Origin of the sequence: Haloferax sp. DFSO60 (assembly GCF_046557615.1) — an archaeon.
Classification (GTDB): Archaea; Halobacteriota; Halobacteria; order Halobacteriales; family Haloferacaceae; genus Haloferax.
On record NZ_JBKIII010000001.1, the window covers coordinates 150,335 to 176,882 of the forward strand.

The window sequence follows — 26,548 nt, forward strand, 5'->3', positions numbered from 1 at the left end:
AGAGACGGTTAGACGAGCGACACGTCGAGGTCACCGCCCTTCGAGAAGGCCTCGAAGGTCGTCTCGAACTCGACTGCGAAGGGTTCGGTTCCTCCCGCTGGAATCGTGAGTTCGACCGTTTGGATGGACTCTTCTCCTCCGACGACGACGCGAACGCGGACGTTCGTCGTTCGCTCTGAGGGAGCGTCGTTGACGACTTCGCCGACGACGCGAAGGCGGTCGTCGTCGGTCGCTTCGATGTCGAACGTCGCAATCCGAACGTCAGGGACGTCGGGCGTTTGGCGTGGCTCACCCGCAGGTGGGTTCGGCGGATTTCGCGGCCCGTCGGCAGACGGCAGTGACCCGAGACAGCCAGTCGAGAGTCCGACTGCGACCAACCCGAGGAGGCGACGTCGCTCCATACGCTCTGGGTCCGTCTCCCACGTGATGAACCTTGCCGTCTCGCGGTTCGCCCGCGACGAGGCGTTTTTGTTTCACCCACGCGTCGTCTCTCGTGTGCTGACGAAAGACCTCCTTCGCGTGTCGCGGGCGGGCGGGCGCTACCAACCGAAGTTCGCCGACAGAGCGGCGCGACCGCTCGCCGCGAAAGCGATTGGGGTGTTTCAACGTCACGTCGGTATCCGACGTGCAGACCTCGATGCGGCCCTGTCGGACCTTGAATCCGACGCCGCCGACTTCAAACTCGCCCGCGGATTCGCGTCGCTCCTCGAGCGCGAGGCTGTGTTCGAAACCGACGCACCGCTTCCACCGACTCGCGCTCGCCGTGCCGCATTTGAGGCGGCGATGGAGGTCGGCGGTGTGACGACGGACGAAGAGCGGCAAGACGCACTGACACACGCCGCGAGGTCGCTCGGTTCGATACCCGATGCAGTCGATTCGTCGCTCGTGGCAGACCGTGAAATCGAGCAAGTGTTATCGAAATTCGACCCACGATGGACACCCGACGAACTCGTGAGCCAGTACAATCTCTCGCTCGCCCAGACCGCGCTCTTCGACGCAATCGAAGTCAGAATTCAAAGTTCGGACCCGAAGGCACTCGTCTCGGCGACGAAGCGACTCGGGTTGATGTACGAGGTTCGAAAGACCGACGCTGACCGAGAACTCGTCGTCACCGGCCCCGATACACTGTTTCAGCGGACGCGACGATACGGAACGTCGTTCGCCCGGCTCCTTCGGTCGGTTGCGACGGCGGGAGAGTGGCAACTCACGGCGACGATCGACGACCGAGGAACGGAACGAGAGATGACGCTCACGAGCGACGATATCGCCGTTCCCGGCGTCGAACCGATGGCCGAACCTGCCTTCGACAGCGAAGTCGAATCTGACTTCGCGGCGCGGTTTCGGGGACTGGATTTGGATTGGGAACTCGTGCGAGAACCGGAGCCGTTGGAGACGGGCACGAGCGTGATGATTCCCGACTTTGCCTTCGACTATCGCCACAGCGACTTTCGAATCTTCTTCGAAATCATGGGCTTCTGGACGCCCGAATACGTCGAGAAGAAACTAGGCCAACTCGCCGACGTGGAGGATGTCGAACTCGTCGTAGCCGTCGATGAATCGCTCGGCGTCGGCGAGGAAATCGCCGCCCGCGACCACCGCGTGATTCCGTACACTGGTTCGGTTCGCGTCAAAGACGTGGTTGACCTGCTTCGGGAGTACGAGGCTGACCTCGTCGCGGAATCGGCGGCGACGGTTCCTGACGAACTCTCGCCCGACGAAGACGTGATTGGCTTAGGTGAGGTTGCAGACGCACACGACGTCGCAGTCGAGGTACTCGATGGCGTGGTGTTTCCCGACCACGAACTCGTGGGTCGGACGTTGATTCGACCGGACGTGTTGGACGAACTCCTCGACCAACTCGAAGTGGGAATGTCGCTCGACGAGGCGACTCAGATGCTGTCGAACCGAGGTATCTCGGATGTGAGTTCAGTGGTCTCGAAAGGCGGCTACGAAGTCGCGTGGGAAGGGTTGAGTGGCGGCGTTCTTCGAGACAAGTAGTGGACTCGATTTCTATCTCAAGAGTGGACTGCCCGTCGCTGGAGTACTCCGACTTTCTTGGCAACCCATCCACCGACGAGACCGGCAATACCGCCGAGTACCGTGAGGAGCGCGACGATGCCCACTACGAGGCAGGGAAGAACAATCACTCCGAGTGGTGACGGCCACGCGGCGAACGACTGAATCAGTGGCGGGAAAAGCGCGAGATAGACAGGCAGACCACCGATGAACCCCGCACCGAGGCCGGATTTTGCTGTGTCCACGCCACCTCGTTGCGCGAGATAGCCCGTGATACCCGCTCCGACGACGAGCATTCCAGCCGGATAGTTCGTCCCCATGCCCGAAAGCCAGTACTCGCCGAGACTGAAGGGAATCGAGAGTAGACCACCGACGAGTGCGTACTTCCACGCCGGGTCGAACCGACCGAGGAAACGGGTGCCTCTGGACATCGTTCTTGTATTGTAATATGGTTGAAATAAGGTGAATATTCCGACGAATCGGTGAGTTCGGACAAAAATGGAGAGCCAGATTAGACGCGCTTGTTCAGGTCTTCTTGCCGACCTTTCGGAACCGTAGACCGAAGTTCGCCGTGGAGGTACAGGCCGACGCCGAGGGGTTCACGCTCGTCTGCGATGTCGTGGGCGGCGATGAGGTAGCCCCAGTCGCCGTCCCACCAGTCGAGTTGCTGGTCGTGTCCGGCGACGAAGGCTTTCGCTTCACCCGGACTCAGTTCGATGACGTTCTTCGTCGCTTCGCGGCCGAATCGCTGGACAGCGTTCGTGGAGGGTTTCCAGTGTCGCTGGCGCGTTCGGAGGATGCGCATGCCGAGGCCTTCGACTTGGATTGGGTCTACAACCTCGCCGCTAAAGGCCCAGATTTTCCCCGCGCCCTTCTCCCAGAACGTGTAGTTCTCGAAGATTTCCGGGTCGACGCCGAATCGCTCTTCCCACCAGTCGATGAGTTCCTGTCTGGTCGGTCGGCCTTCGACGACGCGCTCGTCTGCTGATTGGGGAAGACGGTCGAACTGCTGGCCCCAGTTCTCGTCGGGTGCGGTGTCGTCGTTCATGCCTTGACCTCCAATTTGGCGGTGAAAAAGCCGCCCGTGTCGTTGAGGTGTGGGTAGACGCGTCGTGCCTTTTCAACCGATGGGTCGTACTCTTCTCCTTCCCATTCGGTGACGCCGGGTGCAGTTTCGAAGTTATCTGGCACGTCCCACTCGACCACTTCGCACTCTTCGCGTTCGAGTACGAAGTCGAGAACGGCCTCGTTCTCTTCGGGCGCGAACGTACAGGTGGAGTAGACGACGGTTCCACCGGGTTTGGTCACCTGCACGGCGCGGCGAAGGATGCCCTTCTGGATGCCAGCGATGCTGCTGACGTGGTTCATCGTCCACTCGTCGAGTACGTCCGGGTTCTTTCGACAGGTGCCTTCGCACGAACACGGAGCGTCTACGAGAACGCGGTCGAACTTCTCGAACGCTCCCGGCTTCTCGGGAGTTCGCTCGCCGTAGGGTTTCATCGAGAAGTTGCGCGCGTCCTGATTTTCGACGACGAGGTTCGTTACTCCCAGGCGTTCGGCGTTGTGACGAAGTGCCGAGAGTCGCCCGAGGTTGTTGTCGTTGCCGACGAGGACGCCTCTGTCTTCCATCATGGCGGCGATTTGCGTCGTCTTCGACCCCGGTGCGGCGCAGGTGTCCCAGACGCGTTCGCCCGGTTGTGGGTCGAGTGCGATAGCGGGGAGCGCCGAGACTTCTTCTTGGCCGTGGAGCCAGCCGTGGAAGTACGGCCAGTTCGTGCCCGGCGTGCTATCTTCGAGTTTGAGGATGCCCGGGTGCCAGTCGGTCGGTTCGTATTCGACACCCTCGGTGTCGAGCGCCTCGCGGGCGCGTTCGATTGTCGTCTTGATGGTGTTGACGCGAACGACGGACGGGAGCGGTCGAGAACACGCTTCTAAGAACGCCTCCTCGTCGTCCACGAGCGGCGCATACCGCTCTAGGGGGTTCATGCTCGTCGGTTCTGTCCCGGTGCGTTTGTCGGTTTCGGAGCGCCCGCGAGGGGAGAGAATCGAGTTGCCGAAGCGACACACGCCCCCGCGCATTTAGGTACGAGAGTCCCATATGTTCACACATGGCACATATTCGCGTCCTCGACCCCGACGTCTCCGAGCAGCTATCGTCGCCGACGATGGTCGAGGGGTTTCCGGGTGTTGGTCTCGTCGGGAAAATTGCGGCCGACCACCTCATCGAGACGTTCGACATGGTCCACTACGGTGACGTTCACTGCACGGGCGTTCCGCACGTTGCGGTCTATTTAACCGGTGATTCGGAGCTTCATTCACCGGTTCGACTCTACGCCGACCCCGACCACGACTTGCTCGTCCTCCAGAGCGACGTTCCGGTTCGACCCGACGCCGCAACCGACATCGCCACCTGTCTCGCAACGTGGTTCGAAGACTTCGACGTGACGCCGATTTTCCTCTCTGGAATCTCGGCAGAATCGGTAGACGACGACCGCGCTTTGTTCGGTGTCGGCACCGGTGACGCCACTAAGCGTCTCGCGGACGCAGGCATCGACGTGCCCGACGAGGCAGGCCTCATCTCTGGGCCAACGGGGGCGTTGCTGAGCCACGCAGTCGAGTCAGGACTCTCTTCGCTCGGTCTCATCGTCGAGTCGTACCAGCAGTTCCCTGACCCGGAAGCCGCGCGTATCGTCATCCAGCGGGGCATCGAGCCGTTGACTGGCATCGACGTGCCCGTAGACGAACTCGTAGACCACGCAGCGGAGATTAGACAGGCGAAAGAGCAGTTGGCAAAGCAGTTGCAGCAATCGAAAGAAGATAGCACGCAGGCACGACCACTTCGGATGTACCAGTAAATCGGTCGTCCGCAGTCTACACTCTTAAGCCATACCAGACTCTTTTGCCGTCCATGAGCGATGACCCCGCCGAGTCGGTCACGGAACCGAACGCAGAAGCCGACGCCGAAACAGTCTCCGAGACCGCTGAAGACGCCGCAGAAGTCGAAACTGAGGACGTTTTCGAGGACGCAACCCCAGTAGACCGCGAGGAGGAATCGGCTGAGTCAGAGGCCAAACCACCGCTCGCCGACCGCGTCGCGGCGTACGATGACGACCTTGCGAGCGAGGTTGCAGCACTCGAATCTCGCATCGCCGAACTCGAAGCAGAGCGAGACGAAAAACAGGAAACCGCCGAAGAACTGGTCAACCGCCTCAAGCGCACACAAGCGGACTTCCAGAACTACAAGAAGCGCGCGAAAAAGCGCCAAGAGCAGATTAAGGACCGCGCCACCGAGGACTTCGTCGAGCGTGTCGTTACCGTCCGCGACAACCTCGTTCGCGCGCTCGACCAAGACGACGACGCCGACATCCGCGGCGGACTCGAATCGACGCTCAAAGAGTTCGACCGCATCCTCGAATCCGAGAACGTCGAAGTCATCGACCCCGAACCGGGCACGGAAGTAGACCCGAACCGTCACGAGGTCATGATGCGCGTCGAGAGCGACCAACCCACCGACACCATCGCCGACGTGTTCCAACCCGGTTACGAGATGGCCGATAAGGTCATCCGCGCCGCACAGGTCACCGTCAGCAAAGACGAATAACCCTTCTCTCGGGCGTTCTGCAGCGAGGACTTTTCTTCTTGCCTGTCGTCACCCAGTACATGCGACTTCGTCCCCGCCGCCGCCGTCCGACGGTTCGAGTCACACAACACGGCGACCCCCGAGACGACGATTTGCTGTTCGTCCTCGGGTGGGGAAACAAGCCCGCACACAAGAGTGTCGAGTGGTTACTCGACCGTCTCGCGTACGCGGGCTATCGCGTTCACGCGGTCGAACTGCCGACCAACGGGTGGGACTTCGATAGCCAGTACGTTGACCCGGTTCGCGCGTACGTAATCGACCGCAACATCGACCTCGTACTCAGTCACAGCACGGGCGGACTCGTGGCGGCACACCTCGACCTCGCGGTCCGAAACGTCTTTTTGAGTCCGTGGTGGGGTATTCGATTCGGGACGCTCGACAAACTGCTGTGGCCCATCATTCGTCGCTTGCCGACGACCTATCTACTCGTTCCGTCGGGTATCTCGCGCGAAGACCTTGGCGACCTGAAACTCGCCGCAGAGGTGCAGGACAGTCCGAATCGCGTCTCTCCTGCGTTCTTGCAGGCGGTTTACTCCGCACAGCAGACGTTGCCGCCGTTCAGTCCGCGCGACGTAGTGTTCTACACACCGACCGACAGCGTCGTTGACACGCGCGCAATCGGGGCGCGAACGCCAGCTGCGAACCTCCGACCGTACGACGGCGGTCACGAGTTCTTCGCAAGCGAATCACGAGAGACGATTCTCTCTGAAGTTCTCGCCGCCCTCGACGACGGTGTCGAAGCCGTTCGCTCGCTCAAACGTGCGAAACGAGACGGGGCGTAACCGCTCGAAAATTCCACTTCGGAACGTGACACGAATCCAGTTCTGCGGTTCTACATAAATCAACCGACCTGTCTCGAACCCTGAACAAAAAATCGCACGACAGCGGAGACTTCTGCTGTTACTGTGTGCTGTACTGTCTAGTAACCTTTAACCGGCAATGGGCGGTATCTGTGAGCAAGATGGCGAGTAACAAGATTCTGGGTATCGACCTCGGTACCACGAACAGCGCGTTCGCGGTCATGGAAGGGGGAGACCCGGAGATTATCGTGAACGCAGAGGGCGACCGAACAACCCCATCTGTCGTCGCGTTCACTGACGACGGTGAGCGGTTGGTGGGCAAGCCGGCGAAGAACCAGGCCATCCAGAACCCCGAGCATACGATTCGCTCGATCAAACGCCACATGGGTGAAGATGGTTACACGGTTACGGTAGACGACGACGAGTACACGCCGGAGCAGATTTCGGCGATGATTCTCCAGAAAATCAAGCGCGACGCCGAAGACTACCTCGGCGACGACCTGGAGAAAGCAGTCATCACGGTCCCTGCGTACTTCAACGACAAACAGCGTCAGGCGACGAAAGACGCCGGTGAAATCGCCGGTCTCGACGTCGAGCGCATCGTCAACGAGCCGACGGCCGCATCCATGGCCTACGGTCTCGACGACGAGTCGAACCAGACCGTTCTCGTCTACGACCTTGGTGGCGGCACCTTCGACGTTTCCATCCTCGACCTCGGTGGCGGCGTCTACGAAGTCGTCGCAACCAACGGTGACAACGGCCTCGGTGGCGACGACTGGGACGAAGCCATCATCGACTGGCTCGCACAGGAGTTCAAGAACGACCACGGTATCGACCTCACCGAGGACCGACAGGCCCTCCAGCGCCTGAAGGACGCCGCCGAAGAGGCGAAAATCGAACTCTCCTCGCGCAAGGAGACGACCATCAACCTCCCGTTCATCACGGCGACGGACTCCGGCCCGGTCCACCTCGAATACGACCTCACCCGCGCGAAGTTCGAGTCGCTGACGAAGGACCTCATCGAGCGCACGGTCGAGCCGACCGAGCAAGCACTCGAAGACGCAGGCTACGGCAAGGACGACATCGACGAAGTCATCCTCGTCGGTGGTTCGACCCGTATGCCACAGGTCGTCGAGAAGGTCGACGAAATCCTCGGCGAAGAGCCCAAGAAATCGGTCAACCCCGACGAGGCTGTCGCACTCGGTGCAGCGATTCAGGGCGGCGTCCTCGGCGGCGAAGTAGACGACATCGTTCTGCTCGACGTGACGCCACTCTCGCTCGGTATCGAAGTCAAGGGTGGTCTCTTCGAGCGTCTCATCGAGAAGAACACGACGATTCCGACCGAAGAGTCGAAAATCTTCACGACGGCCGCGGACAACCAGACGACGGTGCAGGTCCGCGTCTTCCAGGGCGAGCGCGAGATGGCCAACGACAACGAACTCCTCGGCGAGTTCACGCTGTCGGGCATCCCACCGGCACCTGCCGGAACGCCGCAGATTGAAGTCGGCTTCAACATCGACGAAAACGGTATCGTGAACGTCTCTGCGGAGGACAAAGGCTCCGGCAACGCCGAGTCCATCACCATCGAAGGTGGCGCTGGTCTCTCGGACGACCAAATCGACCGCATGCAGCGCGAAGCAGAGCAACACGCCGAAGAAGACAAAGAACGTCGCCGCGCAGTTGAGGCCCGCAACGAGGCCGAAGGCGCAATTCAGCGCGCCGAGACGCTCCTCGAAGAGAACGAGGAGAACGTGGACGACGAACTCCGCGAAGACATCGAAATCGCCATCGAGGACGTCGAACTCGCCCTCGAAGAGGACGCTTCGACCGAAGAACTCGAAGAAGTCACCGAGAACCTCTCGAAGGAACTCCAAGAGATTGGCAAGCGCATGTACCAGCAGCAGGCACAGGCCCAAGCGGGCGGTGCAGGCGGCATGGGCGGCGGCGCAGGCCCAGGCGCAGGCGCAGGTGCCGACCCTGACGGCGACGACTTCGTCGATGCCGACGCGGACTTCGACGAAGACGACGAATAACACGCTCAGCGACATCTACTGAGCAGTTTTTCCTCCATTTTCGGCGGCGACGCCACGCCCTCCAGCGATTGGAGCGGATACATTTTGGATTGTAGAGCATCCGCCGGAGACGCACTTTTCAAATACCTTGACGGGCAAACAGTGAATAACCGATGAGCGAGGACTTCTACGACGTACTCGGGGTCTCGCGGGACGCCTCTGAGCAAGACATCAAGAACGCCTATCGTAAGAAGGCGGCCCAGTATCATCCCGACGTCTCCGACGAAGACGATGCGGAGGAGAAGTTCAAGAAGGTCCAAAAAGCCAAGGAAGTGCTGACTGACGACGAGAAGCGTCAGATGTACGACCAGATGGGTCACGAGCGCTTCCAACAAGCCCAGAAACACGGCGCGACGGGTGGCGGCCGCGGCGGAGGAAACCCCTTCGGCGGCGGTGGCAACCCGTTCGGTGGCGGCGGTGGCTTCGAAGACCTCTTCAATAACCTCTTCAACGGTGGCGCTGGCGGCCAACAGCGCAACCGTCCGCGGCAGGGCCGCGACGTATCCCAACACATCTACATCGACCTCGAAGACGCCTATCACGGCATCGAGCGCGACGTCAAAATCCGTCGCCGCGAGGAGTGTCCCGAGTGCGACGGTAAGGGCCACCCCGAAGACGCCGACGTGAACACCTGTTCTGACTGTAACGGCAGTGGCGCACAGACGTCTGTTCAACAGACGCCGTTCGGTCGCATCCAACAGCAGACGACGTGTCGCACCTGTAGCGGTGAGGGCGAGACCTACAGTGAGAACTGTTCGGAGTGTGGCGGGTCGGGTCGCGTCCGACGCACCCGCGAAGTGACGATTACCATCCCCGAAGGCTTCCGTGACGGTCAGCGCCTCCGCTACCGTGGCGAGGGCGAACCCGGCGAGAACGGCGGTCCGAACGGCGACCTGTTCGTCGAAGTCTCCGTCCGTGAACACGAAGACTTCGAGCGCGAGGGTGACGACCTGTTCTACACACACCCAATCTCCTTCCCGCAGGCCGTCTTCGGGGCGAAAATCGACGTGCCGACCATCGACGGTGAAGAGGAGTTAGAGATTCCCGCAGGCACCCAGAGTGGTTCGACGTTCACACTCTCGGGCGCGGGGATGCCGCACCTCAACGGTCGGGGCAGCGGCAAACTGCACGTCGAAGTCCACGTCGTCACGCCCGAGAACCTCAACAAAGAACAGCGAGAGGCGCTCAAGGACTTCGCCGAAGCAGGTGGCGAAGAAATCAAAGAGAGTTTCCTCCAGAAACTGAAGAACTCGCTGTAGTCTCGGCGACTTTTTTCACCCCGACTTCGTAGCCCTCGACATGGACGTACTCGGGGACCTCATGGCGCGCGACCGGCGGAGCAGCAGACTGGCGCTCCGCGTCGAGAGTACAGACCGCACCTACACGTACCACGATTTCATCACCACCTCGTACAAAGCCGGGAACGTCCTTCGCTACCTCGGCGTGCGAAAATCGGGCCGCGTCGCGCTCGAACCGGTCGCACTCCCCGAAACGTTGTTGACGTTCTTCGGGGCCGCACAACTCGGGGCAGTCACGAGTTTTGACACCAACACTGAGGCCCGCGTCACTCTCGTTGATGTCGCCCGGGAAGACGAGTTCGACCTCCCGCCGGGACAGAAACTCGCCGTCTACGGTGGCCCGCCGGACCAGCCGTCTACGACCCACTGGGAGAAGGAAGTCTGGAGCGAGAATCCGGCGGTCCATCCAGAACTCGTCGCACCAGAGGACGTGGCACTCGTCGCAGATGGAGTCGAATATCCGCACCGTGACCTCCTCTTCGCGGCCAATCAGGTCGTCACCGATTTCGGTCTCGGCCCGAACGACGAAGTCGCGCTCTGCGCCCCGATTTCTCACCCTGGTGCAGTCGTCGCCGGAGTTGTCGCCCCCATCCTCGCCGGTGGGACAATCGTCGTTCCCGAAGGCGACCCCAACGTAGACGACGCGGTACTCGTCGTTGGCGATGGAGAGTACGATACCGAAACCGTCGCCCCCGACGACGTTCTCTCGGAAACCTAATCAGTCGTTATTTATCTGACTGCTTCGTCGCCTCCGCCATGGTCGATACGACAGTCGTGACTGGCGAGCGTGTCTCACTTCGTCCCGTCGAGCGCGACGACGCCGAGTTCCTCCAGCTTTCGATGACCAAGCCCGAGATTCGCATCCCGCTCGGGAGCAACGACCCGATGAACTCGCATCAAGCGACGGAGTTCATCGAGAACATCATCGAAGATGGCGACGGCGTCTCCTTTATCGTCGAAGCCGACGACGAGCGAATCGGCATCGTCGCCGCCAAGAGTACCAAACCGCCCCGCCCCGAACTCGTCTACTGGTTCATCCCCGAGTATCACGGCCAGGGCTACGGGTCGGAAGCAGTGAGTTGCTTGGTCGAGTATCTGTTTCGGACTGTGGAGTGCCGCGGCCTCTACGCGCGACTGTTCGACTTCAACGACGGCTCTCGCGGCGTGTTAGAGAAACTCGGATTCACGCACGAAGGGACGTTCCGCGAGGCACGCTTCATCGACGGCGAGTACGTCGATACCCACCACTTCGGGTTGCTTCGACGTGAGTGGGAAGCGATGCAGTCCGTGTGAAATTGAAAACCAGCCGAATGTCTCTGCCCATGGTCTTTGTGATTGACGCGTATCGCGGGCTGAATAGGAGGGTGAGTTCAGCACGTAAGGAGTCGCAAGTCTAGTTCATCGGCTGAGGAAGTAATTTCCAATCCCTGCGACCACGCCGTAGAGTAGCAGCACCAAAACGGGAACCTCGAACCATAGTACCGAGAGCATTACTACGAAGCCGATGATGATTTCCCCACTAATCAGCCAGACCATTCTCTGATTGGCTTTCAGAATCCCCCAATCTATCCCAACAACCCATCTCACAGAGACGACTGTGCCCACAAGGATGCCCCAAGAAACTATTGCAACTCCAGCAGTGATTAGGGGGTGTTGTCTGAACAAGGAGATACTCGCTCCAACTATCGCCCAGCCAACGATACAAACGACAGCCCACGGGGAACTGTATCTCGCCTCTTGAACGAAAATCTCGCGCAGACCATCAGTAGACGCATCCTCGCTCATCACTTAGAGAAAATTTGAACGAGGGTAATTAAACACTCTCCAACTCTCTGACACACAGTATTCAGCACGACCGTGGCAAATTCACCAAACACTGTCAGCAGTCGCGTGCAACAGACAGAGGATGGATTCAGCACATACTCATGGAATGCTATTCGTTCACGGTTCAGAACCCCCGCACTGCTGAGCTTTGGATGGAAAGCTACTGACGTGATGCTATCGGGTGGCGATGATGACGCCGACTGACTCAGTGATGATCTCGATATCGGTCAGCGTGAAACCTGCATCAACGAGGAGAGTTGCGACGGTCCCCATCGATGGCAGTGTCTCGTAATCGCTTGGGGACTGCACCGGCCCGAAATGCATCTTGTCGGCGACCACTACACACCGCGAATTCAGCGACGCGAGACCATCGATAGCAGCGCGTAATTCGTCTTCGCCCCCTTCGTCGTAGGCCATGTAGAGGGCATAGCTGACGACGACGACGTCTATCGGTTCGTCAACGTTGGGTTCACGGAACGACCCGTGGCCGAACGAGACGTTTTCGATGCCGCGTTTCTCAGCCTTCTCACGGGCGTATCGGAGCCACTCGTCGTAGATGTCCCGTCCTAACACGTGGTCACACTTCGACGCAAGCTCGAAAGCGACGAGTCCGGTACCCGTACCGATGTCGAGGACGACGTCGTCGGGTTCGATGGGCGCGTGTGCGAGGAGAGACGACAGACACATCTGGTACACCTCGTCTGCCTCGCTGTCCGCATCGTAGTCCATCGGGGTGTAGCCGTGGTAGTCGCGCTCGGTGGTAGTCATCCGTACGGCGAATAGGGTGTGCTGATGGATAAGGGTCTCAAGAATTATCGCTGACACATACTTCCGACTTACGCCCTGTATTCAGCACGGCGCGACAAAACTATCGGCGACTGGTGATTTCAACAGAATCGCCTAGATAAAAAACGACGAACCGCTCTACGACGCGTTCTTGATTTTCTCCAGCGCCTCGGGGTTCTCGATACTGCTCATGTCACCGAGGTCTTCGCCCGCGTAAATCGAGGAGATGGCGCGGCGGATGATTTTACCCGATTGCGTCTTCGGGAACTCGTCGACGAAGAGAATCTCGCGTGGGCGGAAGGGTTTGCCGAGTTCTTCGCCCACCACGTCGCGGAGTTGGTCGCGGAGGTCGTCGGACTCTTCGACGGTATCTTCGAGGACGACGTAGGCGACGACGGCCGTTCCCGTGGTGTCGTCGGGGACGCCGACCGCGGCGGCCTGATTCACTGACTCGTGTTCGATGAGTGCGCCTTCGACTTCCGCGGGGCCGACTTTTCGGCCTGCCACGTTGAGCGCGTCGTCGGCGCGGCCGTGGAGGAACCAAAAGCCGTCTTCATCCTTCTGTGCCCAGTCGCCGTGGTTCCAGAGGTCGTCCCACTCGGACCAGTAGGTGTCGAGATAGCGCTCGTCACCGGACCAGAGGCTCTTGGTCATCGACGGACAGGAGTCGCGGGCGACGAGGAAGCCGCGTTCGTGGGTGTCTTCGATGGAGCCTCCATTTCGGTCCACGATGTCGATAGCCATCCCCAGACCGGGGCCGCCGAGCGAACACGGTTTGAGTGGTTGGGTCGGCATCGGCATGAGGAAGCACCCACAGATTTCGGTGCCACCGGAGATGTTGATGATTGGTGCCTCGCTCCCGCCGACGTGTTCGTAGAACCATTGCCACGATTCGGGGTCCCACGGTTCGCCGGTCGAGCCGAGGAGGCGAAGACTCGACAGGTCGTGTTTGTCCACGTAGTCGTCGCCGTACTTGCGGAGTGCGCGAATGGCAGTCGGTGAGATGCCGAAGGTAGTTATTTTGTGGCGCTCTATCATCTCCCAGAACCGGTCGGGCTCGGGGTAGTCTGGCGCGCCTTCGTACATGAAGATAGTGCCGCCGAAGGTGTGGTTTCCAATCAGTGTCCACGGACCCATCATCCAGCCGATATCGGAGACCCAGAAGAAGCGGTCCGAGGGTTTCTGGTCGAAGCCGAAGTGAATCTCTTTGGCCGTCTGCATCTGCACGCCCGCGTGGGTGTGGACGATGCCTTTCGGCTTGCCGGTCGTCCCCGACGAGTAGAGAAGCATAGATTCGGCGTCCGACGGGAGGTGCTTCGTCTCGTACTCGGGGCTTGCGTTGCCGACAACGTCATCCCACCACTCGTCGCGGCCGTCTGTCCACGGAATTTCTGATTCTTCAAATCGCTGGTAGACGACGACGTTCTCGACGCATCCTGCCTGTTCGATTGCTTCGTCGGCCGTCTCTTTCAGGCCGAGTTCTGAGCCACGGCGGTAGAAGCCGTCGGCAGTGAAGAGAACCGAGCATTCGGGGTCTTCGAGGCGAGTTGCGGTCGCATCGACGCCGAATCCGGAGAAGATGGGGACGGCGATTGCACCGACCTTGAAACAGCCGTAGAGAATCGAGATAACTTCGGGAACCATCGGCATGTAGAGACCGACCGTATCACCGGTCTCGACGTCGTAGGATTCGAGGACGTTGGCGACGCGGTTGGCTTCACGATACAGGTCGTGATACGTCTGCTCGACGACCTCGCCGTCTTCGCCTTCCCAGATACACGCGACGCGATTTCGGTCGGGGGAATCGACCGCTGCGTGTCGGTCCAGCACGTTGTGGGCGATGTTAATCTCGCCGCCGGGGTACCAATCCGAAAATTGTGGCCCGCGCTCGTCGTCGCGGACGCTGTCGTAGTCCTCGTAGAATTCGATACCGAGATACTCGACGAGTTCGTCCCAGAACCACTCGACGCCGGAGGCTCCAACGCCCGGAATGTCGCTCGTCGTTCGATCGATGAGGTCGTCGTACGTGTCGATGTCGTACTCGCGCATGAATTGCGTGACGTTCGCGGCGTCGACGAACGCCGGGTCCGGTTCGTGGACCACGGTGTCGGTGTCGGGTACGTCCATAACCGACCTACCGTGACCGAACACATCAATCTTTACCGTTCTATCATCCCAAACTCGCCAAACTGTGACCAGTCGTGTACACTTGCAATTCGCCGGGGTGTTTTTGTCTCCCGAATTGGTATAGTATCGTATGTACGTCCGGGATGCTAAGAACCGGGACGAAGTCTGGTTACTCGATACCTTAGAGGAGTTGGGATTCGACGATGGTGCGTTCCGTTCGCGCGACTACGTCGTCGCGCTCGACGAGGAGTCCAACCAGAAAGCGGGATTGGGCCGCATTCGCGCCCACAAAGGTGACGACCCGTTCTGTGAAGTCACGTGCGTAGGTGTTCCACAGCGGTGGCGCAAGCAGGGTGTCGGTGCCCACGTCATCGAACGCCTCATCGACCGCGCCCGTATCGAAGGGTTCGACACCGTCTACGGCTTCTCGTCAGCCCACCGCTACTGCAGGCAGTTCGGCTTCGAGCCGGTCGAATCGTCGTCGCTCCCCGAGGGGATTCGAGAACACCTCGAACGCGTGCGCGAGGGCGACGGCGATGCGATTGCAGTTCGTCTCGACGCCGACGACTTCATGATGCCCGAACGACTCCGCGAACGGTTCAAGACGGCGATGCCGAGCATATCGGGAGAGCCAGCAGAACCAGAGTTGACCGCCGAAGACTTCGGCTACGACGAGAGTACGAAGACGAAGTACTCGACCAACCTACGGCGCTGACTGGGCGCGTTTCGAGCGTCGAAGCCGCGTTCGCTGGCGGGCTCGTTCAGCTCCGACCTTCGAGAAAGTCCGTACTGAAGACGATGTAGGTCAGCACGCTACAGAACAGAATCGGCGGGAGAATCGCAAAGCCCCAGAGCGGTTCGAGCCCTTGCATCAAGACGAGTACGACGGTCACGAGCCCCAGTGCAAGAAACGGCGCTGTCGCGAGTGCGGCGCGCTTGCGGTTCTTATTCTGCTCGTCTTCTGGAAGTGGCCCTGGTGTGGGGTCTCCTGTTGCCGTGTTCGACGATGCAGACGCGTCCATATCTCTTCTCGGGCGTCGATGTGCAAAAACAGTCCGTCTTTGGTCAGGCTTCGTCCCAGCGCGAGGCGAACTCTACGAGGCCGAAGAGAACCCCGAGTGCGACGGCTGAGATAATGATTCCGTACAGGCTTACCGCTAGCGGCGTCGTCGGTACGGAGACGATTCCATAGAGGTCTATCGACGTGGCGACTTGCTTCCCGTTCTCGCCGATAAACAATCCCAGAATGCCGGAAATCGCTACGACGCTGAGACCGACGAGGAGGAGGATACGCCGACCACCGAATCTATCGCTCACAGCGGCGCGTTAGGACCGAGACGTATAGTCGCTTGCGGCACGCACCGGGGTGTCGAATTGGACTCCCCCGTCCGATGAGAGACGGAACGACCAAAACACCCGAAGCCGAATCTGGGATACAATGTCCGATTCTCTCATCGAACTCGCCCGCGACGTACTCGATAACGCCCACGTTCCGTACTCCGAGTACACCGTCGGGGCCGCCCTCCGAACCACCGACGGCGAGGTTTTCGTCGGCTGCAACATCGAGAACGCGAACTACTCCAACAGCCTCCACGCCGAGGAAGTCGCCATCGCCGAAGCCGTCAAGAGCGGGTACACTGAGTTCGACCGCCTCGTCGTCACCTCGGGTGCCCGAGACGGCGTGACCCCCTGTGGGATGTGCCGACAAACGCTCGCGGAGTTCTGCGGCGAAGACCTCGAAGTCGTGTGCGACCTCGGCGACGGCGAGGTTGCGACCTACACGCTCGGTGAGCTTCTGCCGAACACGATTTCGCTCGATACACTCGAACAGGCGGCGGAGAAGCGACGGCGAGAGGAATAGGCGGACATCTCGCGTAACCACTGCTCCCTTCGCGGCTCACTCGTCGTACCGACTGATGTACTCGGATAGCGTCTGAATACTGGGGTGGTCTGCGAGGGAGGGATTGAGATTGCAGATTGTTTCGACGTACTCTCTTGTCTCCCGAACCAACTCCGAAATCCAGCCGTTCTTCGTCACGACGTGAGTAGAATCCACAGGAATGCGTTGTGATGGGTCACGAACACCACCGATAGTGTGGCATCCGCTCATCCTCACCGTTTCACTGTCAACCGGTTCGAACACGAGCCACATCGGACCATCATAATATTCGACTACTTGTGATTCGTTTCGAATGATACCTGGGAGGGCTTCGAACTGGCGGATGAGGTTCCCTGTCATGTAGTCCCCGACTGTGGTCTCTGCACTTCTCCACACGTAGGTTCCGTCCACTTCGATGGTCATCCCTGTCAGGGGGTTCCAATCTTCTTTTTCGACGACTTGGCTTCGGAATCTGTTGGTGAATCGAATCTGGATATGAATCTCTCGTGTACTGTTGACCATCGGTCTCCCTCGAATTGCAATATCGTTCATCTCCGACGCTATCATTATTCCGCTATCGAGAGTTGTGCGACTCTCGTTCGTTATCAAGTTCAGCATCGACAAACTGTCAGAGAGTACGCATCCCGACAGACTCACTTTCGACAAACGCAAGAATTTCCACTTTCCCCCTGTGAGTACAGCTATGAACGATAGCGAGGACCCAAACGCAGAGGTCCAGTATCACCTCGAAGTCGGCCCCGAAGACGTTGCGAACGCCGTGTTGCTCCCCGGCAACCCCGAGCGACTCGACAAAATCACGCCCCTGTGGGACGGCCACGAAGAACGCGCCTACCACCGCGAGTACCGAACCGCGACGGGCACGTACGACGGCACGCCGATTTCGGTCACTTCGACGGGTATCGGGAGCCCCTCCGCGGCAATCGCCGTCGAAGAACTCGCACGCGTGGGCGTTGACACCTTCATCCGCGTCGGCTCCTGTGGTGCCATCCAACCCGAGATGGACGTCGGAGACCTCGTTATCACCTCCGGTGCGGTCCGACAGGAAGGAACTTCGAAAGAGTACGTCCGCGAGGATTACCCTGCCGTCGCCGACCACGAAGTCGTCTCTGCACTCGTCGCGGCCGCCGAACGCCTCGGCTACGACTACCACGTCGGGTTGACGATGAGCGCCGACTCCTTCTACGCCGGGCAGGGTCGCCCCGGACACGAGGGCTTCCGTGCCGCAGGCTCCGAAGAACTGGTCGAAGAACTCCAGAACGCGAACGTGAAGAACATCGAGATGGAGGCCGCCGCGCTGATGACGATTGCCAATATCTACGGCCTTCGCGCTGGTGCAGTCTGTTCTGTCTACGCGAACCGCGTCACCGGTGAGTTCCGAACCGAGGGTGAGTCGCGTGCCGCCGAAGTCGCCAGCCTCGCCGTCCACCTGCTCGCCAAGATGGACCAGACCAAAGAAGAGGCGGGTGTCGACCACTGGCACCCCGGACTGAGCCTCGACTAACGGCTCTTTTCGACCACGACTTCGACTAATTGCTAATCTGACTCGTACGTGAAATAACCGACAACCGTCGAACCCGGATTTCGACGAATTTCCTGTTTTTCGGCGTCTCCGGCCCCGAATCCCCCGCGCGTTTCAAAGCCCATTTATCTAATGCCTACGGAGTCGGTCACATGAGTACGCAGGTCGTCGTTGTTGGTGCCGGGTATGCCGGTGCCGGTGCGGTAAAGCGCCTCGAACAGGACCTCGGTCCAGACGCAGAACTGACGTGGGTTTCCGAGTACGATTACCACCTCGTGCTGCACGAGGTCCACCGTTGTATCCGCGACCCGAGCGTCGAGAACAGCATCGCGCTCCCGATTGACGAGGTGAAGGCTCCTGAGACGAATTTCGTCAAGGGTCGTGCGGCCGATGTCGACACCGACGAGCGCGTCGTCGAACTCGAAGACGGCGACTCCGTGGACTACGACTATCTTCTCGTCGCCATCGGGTCTTCGACCGCCTTCTTCGGCATCGAGGGTCTCGAAGAGTTCTCGCACCAGCTCAAAGGCCTGGACGACGCCCGCGAAATCCACCAGGACATCAAACAGGCCGCCGCAGACGCCTCCCGTGACGACCCTGCGAAGGTCATCATCGGCGGTGCCGGTCTCTCCGGCATCCAGACGGCCGCCGAGGTCGCCGAATACCGCGACCTCAACCGCGCTTCTATCGACATCCAACTCGTCGAAGGGATGGACGAAATCTTCCCCGGTAACGACCCAGAACTGCAGGGTGCGCTTCGCCGCCGTCTCGAAGACCTCGATATCGACATCCTGACCGGCGACTTCATCTCCAAGGTCGACGAGGAAATCGTCTACCTCGGTGGCGGTGAAGACGAAGACCCCGAAGAACTCCCGTACGACGTTCTCGTTTGGACGGGCGGCATCACGGGTCAGCCCGAAGCCTCCGATATCGAACTCGAACAGGACGACCGCTCGCACCGCTTCTTCGCGGAAGACGACTTCCAGACGAGTGACGACCGCGTCTTCGCAATCGGTGACTGTGCGCTCATCGAACAGGGGACCGACAACGTCGCCCCGCCGACCGCACAGGCCGCCTGGACCGCCGCTGACGTTGCTGGCGAAAACCTCGCTCGCGCCGTCGAAGGTCGCCCGCTCAAGCGCTGGTCGTTCGAAGACAAGGGGACCGTCATCTCCATCGGCCACGACGCCGTCGCTCACGGCGTCAAAGTCCCCGTCTTCGGCGAGGTTCCGATGAACGTCTTCGGCGGTCCCGCCGCTCGCTTCCTCAAGAAGAGCATCGCCGCGAACTGGATTGCAGACGTGACCTCCTACAACCACGCGCTCTCCGCGTGGAGCGACCTGTAAACCAGGTCTCTACTGGTCGAATCTTTTCACAACACCAGCGCGACAGCGACAGCACTCACCAACGGGTTCGACCCGCTACGTGACGCCTTGGCTCTCGGTGTCCGACAAGCGCTCGAAGAAAAGTGAGAGAAGAGAGATTAGTGGGCGGGTTCGCCGACAGGTGCCTGCATGTCGTCGATACGGAGGATGAGGATGTTGCTGGTGTCGTCCTTTCCGTCGATAGTCCCATCGACGACGAGTTTGGAGAGCGGCGTCGGGCCGACGCGAATCTTGTCTCCCTCGTGGAAGTCGCGTACAGAGCCTTGTACGTGAATCTCGGCGCGACACAGTTCCGGGTGGTGGACGCTAGAGAGGTCGATTTCATCGACGTTTACGCTCTCGACGCGTTCGTCGTTGTGGAAGAGCGGCACGACTGCCGGTTCGTCCATCTTTTCGACATCGAGCGCTTCGTAGGCGTTCGCCGTCGGCTTGTAGCCGCCTTTCGGCCCCGGAACGCCCTCCACGAGTTGCAGGGCTTTGAGGCTCTGCATCTGGTTGCGAATCGTGCCCGGATTGCGGTTGACTTCCGCTGCGATGTCTTCGCCCTTCACTGCATCCTCCGACTGCCGATACAGATTGATGAGTGCAGTGAGGATGGTTTTCTGACTGGAAGTCAGTTCAATTGACGACATGGAGATTGGTTCGCGGCATACGTCCTTAAATGCGATGGATAACCGTCCGAATTTGATGTTCGTCTACTTTGAGAGGCACTCCCGTTCATGAATGTTACTTTTGAATTACCGCCTCGTCTGAGTGTCGATAGACATATCCGAGAGACAGATGTGCGCTGATGTATGAACGGTAAACGGGTTCTCGTCACTGGTGGCGCTGGGTTCATCGGGTCAAATCTCGCAAACCACCTCGCGGCGGCGAACGACGTGGTCGCCATCGACGACCTGTATCTCGGAACACCAGAGAACCTCGATTCGAGCGTGGAGTTCCACGATGTGAGCGTTCTCGACGACGACTTGCCGACCGAAGACGTCGATGTCGTGTTCCACCTCGCCGCACTCTCGTCCTACACGATGCACGAAGAGAATCCGACGAAGGGCGCTCGTGTGAACATCGAGGGCTTTGTCAATACGGTCGAACAAGCCCGGGACGACGGGTGTGAAACGGTCGTCTACGCCTCGACGTCTTCTATCTACGGGTCGCGGACCGAACCGTCACCCGAGAACATGCCGGTCGAAGCACGAACGGGGTACGAGGCATCGAAACTTGCCCGCGAGCGCTATGCCGAATACTTCCATCACCACTACGACATGCAACTCGCCGGTCTTCGCTTCTTCTCGGTCTATCAGGGCTTCGGCGGTGCAGAAGCACACAAAGGCGAGTTCGCCAATACGGTGGCGCAGTTCGCCGACAAGATTGCGAGCGGCGAGCGCCCCGAACTGTTCGGCGATGGGTCACAGACGCGTGATTTTACCCACGTTGACGACATCGTCCGCGGCATCGAACTCGCCGCCGACAACCGCTTGCAGGGCATCTACAACCTCGGAACGGGCGAGAGCTACTCGTTCAACACGATGGTCGAGATGATAAACGACGTCCTCGGAACCGACGTCGAACCGGAGTACATCGAGAATCCACTCGACGCGTACGTCCACGACACGATGGCCGATTACGAGAAAATCCACGAGGCGACGGGCTGGGAGCCTGAAATCTCGTTCGAAGAGGGCGTCGAACGCGTCTGCAAACCATACCTCGACTAACGTTCTGTCGCCACTTTCGCGCGTGGCTGGCTACTGATTCACTCGCTGTTCTTCTTGGAATTCGACGATAACGCCGACCTGTGTTCCCGTCTCCTCGGTAATCGACTGACTGAGTTGCGTAGCCAAGCCCGGATACGCTGCGTCTTCCGGGCGGCGAACTGTGACGGTCACCTCACGAGGACCGTTCCCCACACCGAGTGTGTCGAACTCGACACGAATCGACGCGAGGTCGAGTGCCTCGTACTCTGGATTGTCGAGGACGGTCTGGACTGCCCCCGTCGTCTGGTTCTCGAAGGCGATGTGTGTCGTGAGCAGTGCGCCCGGCCCGAGTGCGGTCACGAGCAGAAACACGAGCGCAACCCACGTCGCCCGGTCCGAGAAGATGGCTTCGAGTCGCTCGCGCGTCGAGTCGGTGACCTCCCAAAACGTGGGTCGATAGCCGAGATACCACAGCGCGAGTGTGCCAGCGAAGACGATGCCCGCGACGTTGACTGCGAGCAGGGTAAATGCGCCAATCGCAACCGCCGGAATTAGCCACGCAACCCCGATACCGATAGCCGCGGCCGCTGGGACGGTTGCGGCGGCGACGGCGACACCGACGATAGAGACTGGCAGTTCGGTGGCGAGGCCGATTCCTCCCGCCGCACCGGCACAGAGTGCGACGAGGAGGGTCAACAATCCCGGCGACGTTCGGCCTGCAATTTGCTCGATAGTGGTCACGCTCAGCATCGTGGGGACGAACTGCGCAGTTTTGAGTCCCCAACCGAGTACTGCCGCGGTCACGATAGCGACGGTCAAACCGATGATGGTCGAACGAAGCCCCGACCTGAACATGCTGCTCTCGCCCAACGCGAGACCGACACTCCCGGTCAAGGCGGCACCGACCTGTGGGGCAATCACCATCGACCCGACGACGAGTGCGGGTGAATCGAGTAAGAGGCCCGCAGTTGCAACGAGCGCACTCAGAACTGTCATCCCATAATATGCAGTCGGTTGCGGGTGCAAATCACGGGCTTTCGTTCGAATCTCTTCGTTCGAGATACGCTCTTCCTCTTCGTCGCCTTCGACGAAGCGGTCGATGAGTTGTTCGTAGTTGGGTGTCTTCGCCGATTCGGCCGTTCCGATGATGAGGTGTTCTTCTTCGAATCCCGCCGTTTCGAGGGCCTCACGGATGCGGTCTACTGCCTCTGTGGGGAGCGGAAACACCACGAGATACCTGCTCGTCCCCTCGCCGGATGATTCGGAATCGTACGTCGGCAGAACGACTGGGTCGACGTCTTCTCCCCGAAGCGCGTCGAGTACGGAATCGAGCGTGTCGCGTTCGACACGGAGTTGGAGCAGGCGCATAACTACAGAGACGACGACGACTCGCTAAAATGTGTGTCTCCGCTGACTCTTTCCCACCCTGAATATTTTTTCAGTGTGATGTGTCCATCTGAGTAGGTGTTTCGATGCCACTAAAGTCCCTCACCGAGAGGGAAAATCATGGAACGAAACGTGAAAATTTTGGGCGCACCGACCGACTACGGCGCAAACCGCCGTGGCGTCGACATGGGTCCCTCGGCGATTCGATACGCTGGTCTCGCGGACCAATTGTCGTCCGCAGGCGTATCGGTCGAGGACGCTGGCGACCTGACGGTGCCCCACCTCGCGACCCGCGACCCCGACGCTGGGTCGACGAATGCGAAGCACCTCCAGGAAGTCAAAGAGGTGACGACCACGCTCGCAGATGCGGTTTCGACGGCCCTCGCAGACGGTTGGACACCACTCGCCCTCGGTGGCGACCACTCTATCGCTATCGGGTCGATGGTTGGGAGCGCGCGCGACGCCGACATCGGCGTGGTTTGGTTCGACGCACACGGTGATTTCAACACGCCCGAAACGTCGCCCTCCGGCAACGTCCACGGCATGCCACTCGCCGCCGCACTCGGCGTCGGTGACTTCGAAGACACCCCGTGGGCGAACGCCGACGGATTGAAACAAGAGAACGTCGCCATCGTCGGACTCCGAGACGTCGATAGCACCGAAGCCGCGGCGATTCGCGCCAGCGACATCACGGCCTACACGATGTCAGATATCGACGAACGCGGCATCGTCGAGGTGACTCGTGATGCGCTCGACGTTGCAACCGACGGCACCGACGGCGTCCACGTCAGCCTCGACCTCGATTGGCTCGACCCCCGCGAAGCCCCCGGTGTGGGGACGCCTGTTCGCGGCGGTGCGACCTACCGCGAGGCACACGAAGCGATGGAAATCGTCGCCGAGAGCGACGCGATGCGCTCGTTCGAACTCGTCGAAGTCAACCCGATTCTCGACCAGCACAACGAGACGGCCCAACTCGCAACCGAACTCGCGGCCAGTGCGCTCGGAAAGCGCATCCTCTGATGTCGGCTCCGAGACAACAACCCGCGCCGCACGACTTGGCCGCTGGTGTCGTCGTCCTCCGCGGCAACTCGGTCCTCGCTGTCTACGAAAAAGACCGCTGGGGGCTCCCGAAAGGAGGGTCTGAACCCGGTGAGTTCTTCGCCGAAACCGCCGCTCGTGAAGCCGCCGAAGAGACCGGCATCGAAGTCGAAGTGCAGTCGCTCGCCTTTACGACCGAGATTCGCGGACCGGATAGACGAATTTACCTCCAGCGGTTCTACCACGCCGTCGCAACCGACACGACTGCCGAACCAACGCCGAACGACCCCGACGACGAAATCGAGGAAGCAACGTTCCTCCCACTGTCGGAACTCGGGAATCTGCTCACCTACCGCCCGCGCGTCGAACCCCTCCGCCAGTGGCTCGAAGACCGCAAATCGCGGCATTACACCTACGACTTGACGAAAGAGCCTGCGTCTGTCGAACAGTAACCGAGTGAAAAATCCGCGTTTTGCGGAGTGTTATTCGTCTGCTTCTGCTTCTGCTTCTGCTTCTGCTTCTGCTTCTGCTTCTGCTTCTGCTTCTGCTTCCTCGTCTTCAGCCTCTTCGCCTTCGCCGACCATCGACGCGGGAATCACGTCCACAGAGGAGACGTAGTCGCCGTCGTCGAGGTCCATCACGATGACGCCCATCGTGTTGCGACCGACCGTCGAGAGTTCTTCGACACCCGTGCGCATGATTTGGCCGTCGTCGGACATGACGACGAGGTGGTCGCCCGCGCCGACGGTGTTGATTGCACAAACCGGGCCGTTTCGCTCGTTGGCCTTGATGTCGATGAGGCCCTTGCCGTTGCGCGACTGCGCGCGGTAGGCGTCGATATTGGTGCGCTTGCCGTAGCCGTTCTTGGTGACAGTAAGCACCCAACTGTGGTGTTCTTCGTCGATAGCGGCCACGCCCGCGACGAAGTCGTCGTCTGCGAGTTTGATGCCGCGAACACCGCGTGCGGAGCGACCCATGGCGCGAACTTCGTCCTCGTCGAAGCGGATGGACATGCCACCCTCCGTGCCGATGACGAGGTCGCGACTGCCGTCGGTAACCTCCACGTCGGCGAGTTCGTCGCCATCGTCGAGTTTCGTAGCGATGATACCGGTCGAGAGGATGTTCTGGAACTTATCGACGCTGGTGCGCTTGATGTACCCGTTGCGGGTGACCATCGTCAGGTAACCATCGACTTCCTCTAAGTCGTCGCAGTTGACGACGGCGGTAATCTCCTCGCCGTCGTCGAAGTCCAGCAGGTTGACCGCGGATTTGCCGCGAGCGGTGCGCGACATCTCCGGGACCTGGTAGGTCTTGAGTTGGTAGACCTGTCCGTGGTTGGTAAAGCACAGCAGGTCGTCGTGGGTGTTGGCGACGAACACCGACGAGACGCTGTCTCCTTCTTTTAGATCGGTCCCGATGATACCTTTCCCGCCGCGACGCTGGGCGCGGAATCGGGAGATTGGCATGCGCTTGATGTAGTCGTCTTCGCTGACCATGACGGCCACGTCTTCTTCGGGGATGAGGTCTGCACGCGTGACTTCGCCGGTGTCGGCCACGAACGAGGTCCGCCGGTCGTCGGCGTACTCGTCTTTGATGTCCTGCAGTTCGCTCTTGATGACTGCGTCGAGTTCGCTCGCGTCGCCGAGGATGGCTTCGAGTCGCTCGATGGTCGCTTGGACCTCCTCGTACTCGTCTTCGAGTTCCGCCGTCTCCATCGAGGTGAGCGAACCGAGTTGCATCGCGACGATGTGCTTGGCCTGTTCTTCGGAGAAGTCGAACGATGGGAGTGGTTCGCCCTCGACTTCGACCGTGATTTCGCCTTGCAATGCGGCCTTTGCGTCGTCACGACTCTCGGAGTTGCGGATGGCTTCGACGACGTCGTCGATGTTATCGAGTGCCTTCAGGCGGCCTTCGAGGATGTGTGCGCGGTCCTCTGCTTCTTCGAGTTCGTACTCGGAGCGTCGGCGAACGACCTCTCGTCGGTGGTTGAGGTACTCTTCGAGCGTCTCTTTGAGCGTGAGAACGCGAGGCTGACCATCGACCAGCGAGAGGTTGATCATCCCGAAGGTCGATTCGAGGTGGTTGTCGAGCAGTTGGTTCTTGACAACCTCGGCTATCGCGCCACGCTTGAGTTCGATAACCACACGAATCCCGTCGCGGTCGGACTCGTCGCGGATGTCGCGGATTCCTTCGATTTTCCCCGCATTCACGTCGTCGGCGATGCGCTCGATGCGTCGCGCCTTGTTCTCCTGGAACGGGAATTCGTTGATGACGATGCGGTTTGCTTCCTCATCTACGTCGAAGTCGGCGCGGACGCGGATGCGACCGCGACCCGTCTTGTACGCCCTGTGGACGGAGTTTCGACCGACGATGTTCGCACCCGTCGGGAAGTCTGGCCCCTTGACGTACTCCATGAGGTCTTCGACGGTCGCGTCGGGGTCGTCGATGAGTTCGACCGTCGCGTCGATGATTTCGCCGAGGTTGTGCGGCGGAATGTTGGTGGACATCCCGACTGCAATCCCCGACGACCCGTTGACGAGCAGGTTCGGGAACGACGACGGGAGAACCGTCGGTTCCTGCTTGCGGTCGTCGTAGTTGGATTGGAAATCGACGGTGTCCTTCTCGATATCTGCGAGGAGTTCCTCGGCGATGGGTGCCATCCGCGCTTCCGTATAGCGCATCGCGGCCGGTGGGTCGCCGTCAACCGAACCGAAATTCCCCTGCCCGTCCACGAGCGGGTAGCGCATGGAGAAATCCTGTGCCAGACGCGCGAGTGCGTCGTAGATGGCGGAGTCACCGTGCGGGTGGTAGTCACCCATCGTCTCGCCCACGATAGAGGAGGACTTGCGGTGCGAGGAGTTTGCGGTCACGCCCGCTTCGTGCATCGCATAGAGGATGCGTCGGTGGACGGGTTTGAGACCATCGCGGACGTCAGGAAGGGCGCGTCCGGCGATGACGGACATGGCGTAGTCGATGTACGACTGCTCCATCTCCTGTTCGATACGTGTACTCTTGATTTCCGCCGCGATGCCCGCGCCGGGTTCGAATGCGTCGTCTGAACTCATC

General features: G+C 60.1%; 28 protein-coding genes. 15 read left to right on the forward strand and 13 right to left on the reverse strand.

Translation table 11 applies throughout. The annotated features are described in order from the left end of the window. Positions 1-8: 8 nt before the first annotated feature. The gene (locus ACK509_RS00740) at positions 9-401 is read right to left on the reverse strand and encodes a transcriptional initiation protein Tat (RefSeq protein WP_410764544.1); all 393 of its coding nucleotides are present in this window, start codon (positions 399-401) and stop codon (positions 9-11) included. Between the two features lie 94 nt (positions 402-495). Between ACK509_RS00740 and ACK509_RS00745 the strand changes: the two genes are divergently transcribed. Continuing rightward, entirely contained in the window at positions 496-1,998 is a 1,503-nt protein-coding gene (locus ACK509_RS00745) for a DUF790 family protein (protein WP_410766225.1), read from the forward strand. A 17-nt stretch (positions 1,999-2,015) separates the two neighbouring features. On the opposite strand, the gene ACK509_RS00750 is transcribed toward ACK509_RS00745, so the two are convergent. The 3 genes from ACK509_RS00750 to ACK509_RS00760 all read right to left on the reverse strand — a co-directional run bounded on the left by ACK509_RS00750 (position 2,016) and on the right by ACK509_RS00760 (position 4,002). Beyond that, on the reverse strand, positions 2,016-2,447 hold the full coding sequence (locus tag ACK509_RS00750; protein WP_410764546.1) for a DUF5518 domain-containing protein: 432 nt from the start codon (positions 2,445-2,447) through the stop codon (positions 2,016-2,018). Positions 2,448-2,527: 80 nt separating this feature from the next. Further along, complete coding sequence (locus tag ACK509_RS00755; protein ID WP_410764547.1) at positions 2,528-3,064, reverse strand: hypothetical protein; 537 nt, start codon at positions 3,062-3,064, stop codon at positions 2,528-2,530. Next, on the reverse strand, positions 3,061-4,002 hold the full coding sequence (locus ACK509_RS00760; RefSeq protein ID WP_410766226.1) for an RsmB/NOP family class I SAM-dependent RNA methyltransferase: 942 nt from the start codon (positions 4,000-4,002) through the stop codon (positions 3,061-3,063). Before ACK509_RS00760 ends, ACK509_RS00755 begins: the two co-directional genes overlap by 4 nt. Positions 4,003-4,124: 122 nt before the next feature. Between ACK509_RS00760 and ACK509_RS00765 the strand changes: the two genes are divergently transcribed. The 7 genes from ACK509_RS00765 to ACK509_RS00795 all read left to right on the forward strand — a co-directional run bounded on the left by ACK509_RS00765 (position 4,125) and on the right by ACK509_RS00795 (position 11,119). Next, entirely contained in the window at positions 4,125-4,871 is a 747-nt protein-coding gene (locus ACK509_RS00765; protein WP_410764549.1) for a proteasome assembly chaperone family protein, read from the forward strand. A 53-nt stretch (positions 4,872-4,924) separates the two neighbouring features. Then, positions 4,925-5,617 (forward strand): nucleotide exchange factor GrpE, encoded by a 693-nt coding sequence (gene grpE, locus ACK509_RS00770; RefSeq protein WP_410764550.1) that lies wholly within the window; start codon positions 4,925-4,927, stop codon positions 5,615-5,617. Between the two features lie 59 nt (positions 5,618-5,676). After that, on the forward strand, positions 5,677-6,438 hold the full coding sequence (locus ACK509_RS00775; RefSeq protein ID WP_410764552.1) for an alpha/beta fold hydrolase: 762 nt from the start codon (positions 5,677-5,679) through the stop codon (positions 6,436-6,438). A 179-nt stretch (positions 6,439-6,617) separates the two neighbouring features. Then, positions 6,618-8,489 (forward strand): molecular chaperone DnaK, encoded by a 1,872-nt coding sequence (gene dnaK, locus ACK509_RS00780; protein WP_410764554.1) that lies wholly within the window; start codon positions 6,618-6,620, stop codon positions 8,487-8,489. 152 nt (positions 8,490-8,641) lie between these two features. Continuing rightward, positions 8,642-9,787 (forward strand): molecular chaperone DnaJ, encoded by a 1,146-nt coding sequence (gene dnaJ / locus ACK509_RS00785; RefSeq protein WP_410764556.1) that lies wholly within the window; start codon positions 8,642-8,644, stop codon positions 9,785-9,787. Between the two features lie 40 nt (positions 9,788-9,827). Continuing rightward, complete coding sequence (locus ACK509_RS00790; protein WP_410764557.1) at positions 9,828-10,544, forward strand: AMP-binding protein; 717 nt, start codon at positions 9,828-9,830, stop codon at positions 10,542-10,544. A gap of 38 nt (positions 10,545-10,582) precedes the next feature. Continuing rightward, positions 10,583-11,119: a GNAT family N-acetyltransferase gene (locus tag ACK509_RS00795; RefSeq protein WP_410764558.1), complete on the forward strand. Its 537-nt coding sequence runs from the start codon at positions 10,583-10,585 to the stop codon at positions 11,117-11,119. 105 nt (positions 11,120-11,224) lie between these two features. Here ACK509_RS00795 and ACK509_RS00800 read toward each other — a convergent pair whose 3' ends face one another. The 3 genes from ACK509_RS00800 to ACK509_RS00810 form a co-directional block, all read right to left on the reverse strand. Then, positions 11,225-11,611 (reverse strand): hypothetical protein, encoded by a 387-nt coding sequence (locus tag ACK509_RS00800; protein ID WP_410764559.1) that lies wholly within the window; start codon positions 11,609-11,611, stop codon positions 11,225-11,227. Positions 11,612-11,824: 213 nt separating this feature from the next. Then, on the reverse strand, positions 11,825-12,418 hold the full coding sequence (locus ACK509_RS00805; protein WP_410764561.1) for a class I SAM-dependent methyltransferase: 594 nt from the start codon (positions 12,416-12,418) through the stop codon (positions 11,825-11,827). Between the two features lie 156 nt (positions 12,419-12,574). Beyond that, the gene (locus ACK509_RS00810; protein WP_410764563.1) at positions 12,575-14,563 is read right to left on the reverse strand and encodes an AMP-binding protein; all 1,989 of its coding nucleotides are present in this window, start codon (positions 14,561-14,563) and stop codon (positions 12,575-12,577) included. A gap of 130 nt (positions 14,564-14,693) precedes the next feature. On the opposite strand from ACK509_RS00810, the gene ACK509_RS00815 reads away from it, so the two are divergent. Then, positions 14,694-15,278, forward strand: coding sequence for a GNAT family N-acetyltransferase (locus ACK509_RS00815; protein ID WP_410764564.1), 585 nt, complete (start codon positions 14,694-14,696; stop codon positions 15,276-15,278). A gap of 46 nt (positions 15,279-15,324) precedes the next feature. On the opposite strand, the gene ACK509_RS00820 is transcribed toward ACK509_RS00815, so the two are convergent. Both ACK509_RS00820 and ACK509_RS00825 read right to left on the reverse strand, forming a co-directional pair. Further along, entirely contained in the window at positions 15,325-15,585 is a 261-nt protein-coding gene (locus ACK509_RS00820) for a hypothetical protein (RefSeq protein WP_410764565.1), read from the reverse strand. Positions 15,586-15,628: 43 nt separating this feature from the next. Then, positions 15,629-15,880, reverse strand: coding sequence for a hypothetical protein (locus ACK509_RS00825; RefSeq protein ID WP_410764567.1), 252 nt, complete (start codon positions 15,878-15,880; stop codon positions 15,629-15,631). 121 nt (positions 15,881-16,001) lie between these two features. On the opposite strand from ACK509_RS00825, the gene cdd reads away from it, so the two are divergent. Further along, positions 16,002-16,424: a cytidine deaminase gene (gene cdd, locus ACK509_RS00830; protein ID WP_410764568.1), complete on the forward strand. Its 423-nt coding sequence runs from the start codon at positions 16,002-16,004 to the stop codon at positions 16,422-16,424. Positions 16,425-16,460: 36 nt separating this feature from the next. On the opposite strand, the gene ACK509_RS00835 is transcribed toward cdd, so the two are convergent. After that, entirely contained in the window at positions 16,461-16,964 is a 504-nt protein-coding gene (locus ACK509_RS00835) for a hypothetical protein (RefSeq protein WP_410764569.1), read from the reverse strand. Between the two features lie 181 nt (positions 16,965-17,145). On the opposite strand from ACK509_RS00835, the gene ACK509_RS00840 reads away from it, so the two are divergent. After that, a complete protein-coding gene (locus ACK509_RS00840) occupies positions 17,146-17,964 on the forward strand; it encodes a nucleoside phosphorylase (RefSeq protein WP_410764570.1) in 819 nt (272 codons plus the stop codon). A gap of 170 nt (positions 17,965-18,134) precedes the next feature. Then, positions 18,135-19,328, forward strand: coding sequence for an NAD(P)/FAD-dependent oxidoreductase (locus ACK509_RS00845; protein WP_410764571.1), 1,194 nt, complete (start codon positions 18,135-18,137; stop codon positions 19,326-19,328). A 137-nt stretch (positions 19,329-19,465) separates the two neighbouring features. Here ACK509_RS00845 and ACK509_RS00850 read toward each other — a convergent pair whose 3' ends face one another. Further along, a complete protein-coding gene (locus ACK509_RS00850) occupies positions 19,466-19,999 on the reverse strand; it encodes an Rrf2 family transcriptional regulator (protein WP_410764572.1) in 534 nt (177 codons plus the stop codon). 162 nt (positions 20,000-20,161) lie between these two features. Between ACK509_RS00850 and ACK509_RS00855 the strand changes: the two genes are divergently transcribed. Next, positions 20,162-21,079, forward strand: a complete 918-nt coding sequence (locus ACK509_RS00855) for an NAD-dependent epimerase/dehydratase family protein (protein ID WP_410764573.1) — start codon at positions 20,162-20,164, stop codon at positions 21,077-21,079. 30 nt (positions 21,080-21,109) lie between these two features. Here ACK509_RS00855 and ACK509_RS00860 read toward each other — a convergent pair whose 3' ends face one another. Beyond that, on the reverse strand, positions 21,110-22,426 hold the full coding sequence (locus tag ACK509_RS00860) for a TIGR00341 family protein (RefSeq protein WP_410764574.1): 1,317 nt from the start codon (positions 22,424-22,426) through the stop codon (positions 21,110-21,112). A 204-nt stretch (positions 22,427-22,630) separates the two neighbouring features. Here ACK509_RS00860 and rocF point away from each other — a divergent pair, with 204 nt between their 5' ends. Together rocF and ACK509_RS00870 are read left to right on the forward strand one after the other, a co-directional pair. Then, positions 22,631-23,464, forward strand: coding sequence for an arginase (gene rocF, locus ACK509_RS00865; RefSeq protein WP_410766227.1), 834 nt, complete (start codon positions 22,631-22,633; stop codon positions 23,462-23,464). After that, entirely contained in the window at positions 23,464-23,934 is a 471-nt protein-coding gene (locus tag ACK509_RS00870) for an NUDIX domain-containing protein (RefSeq protein ID WP_410764576.1), read from the forward strand. The genes rocF and ACK509_RS00870 overlap by 1 nt, the downstream gene beginning before the upstream one ends. Positions 23,935-23,964: 30 nt before the next feature. Here the strand turns inward: ACK509_RS00870 and gyrA are convergent, their stop codons facing one another. After that, positions 23,965-26,547: a DNA gyrase subunit A gene (gene gyrA, locus ACK509_RS00875; RefSeq protein WP_410764577.1), complete on the reverse strand. Its 2,583-nt coding sequence runs from the start codon at positions 26,545-26,547 to the stop codon at positions 23,965-23,967. Position 26,548: the final 1 nt, after the last annotated feature.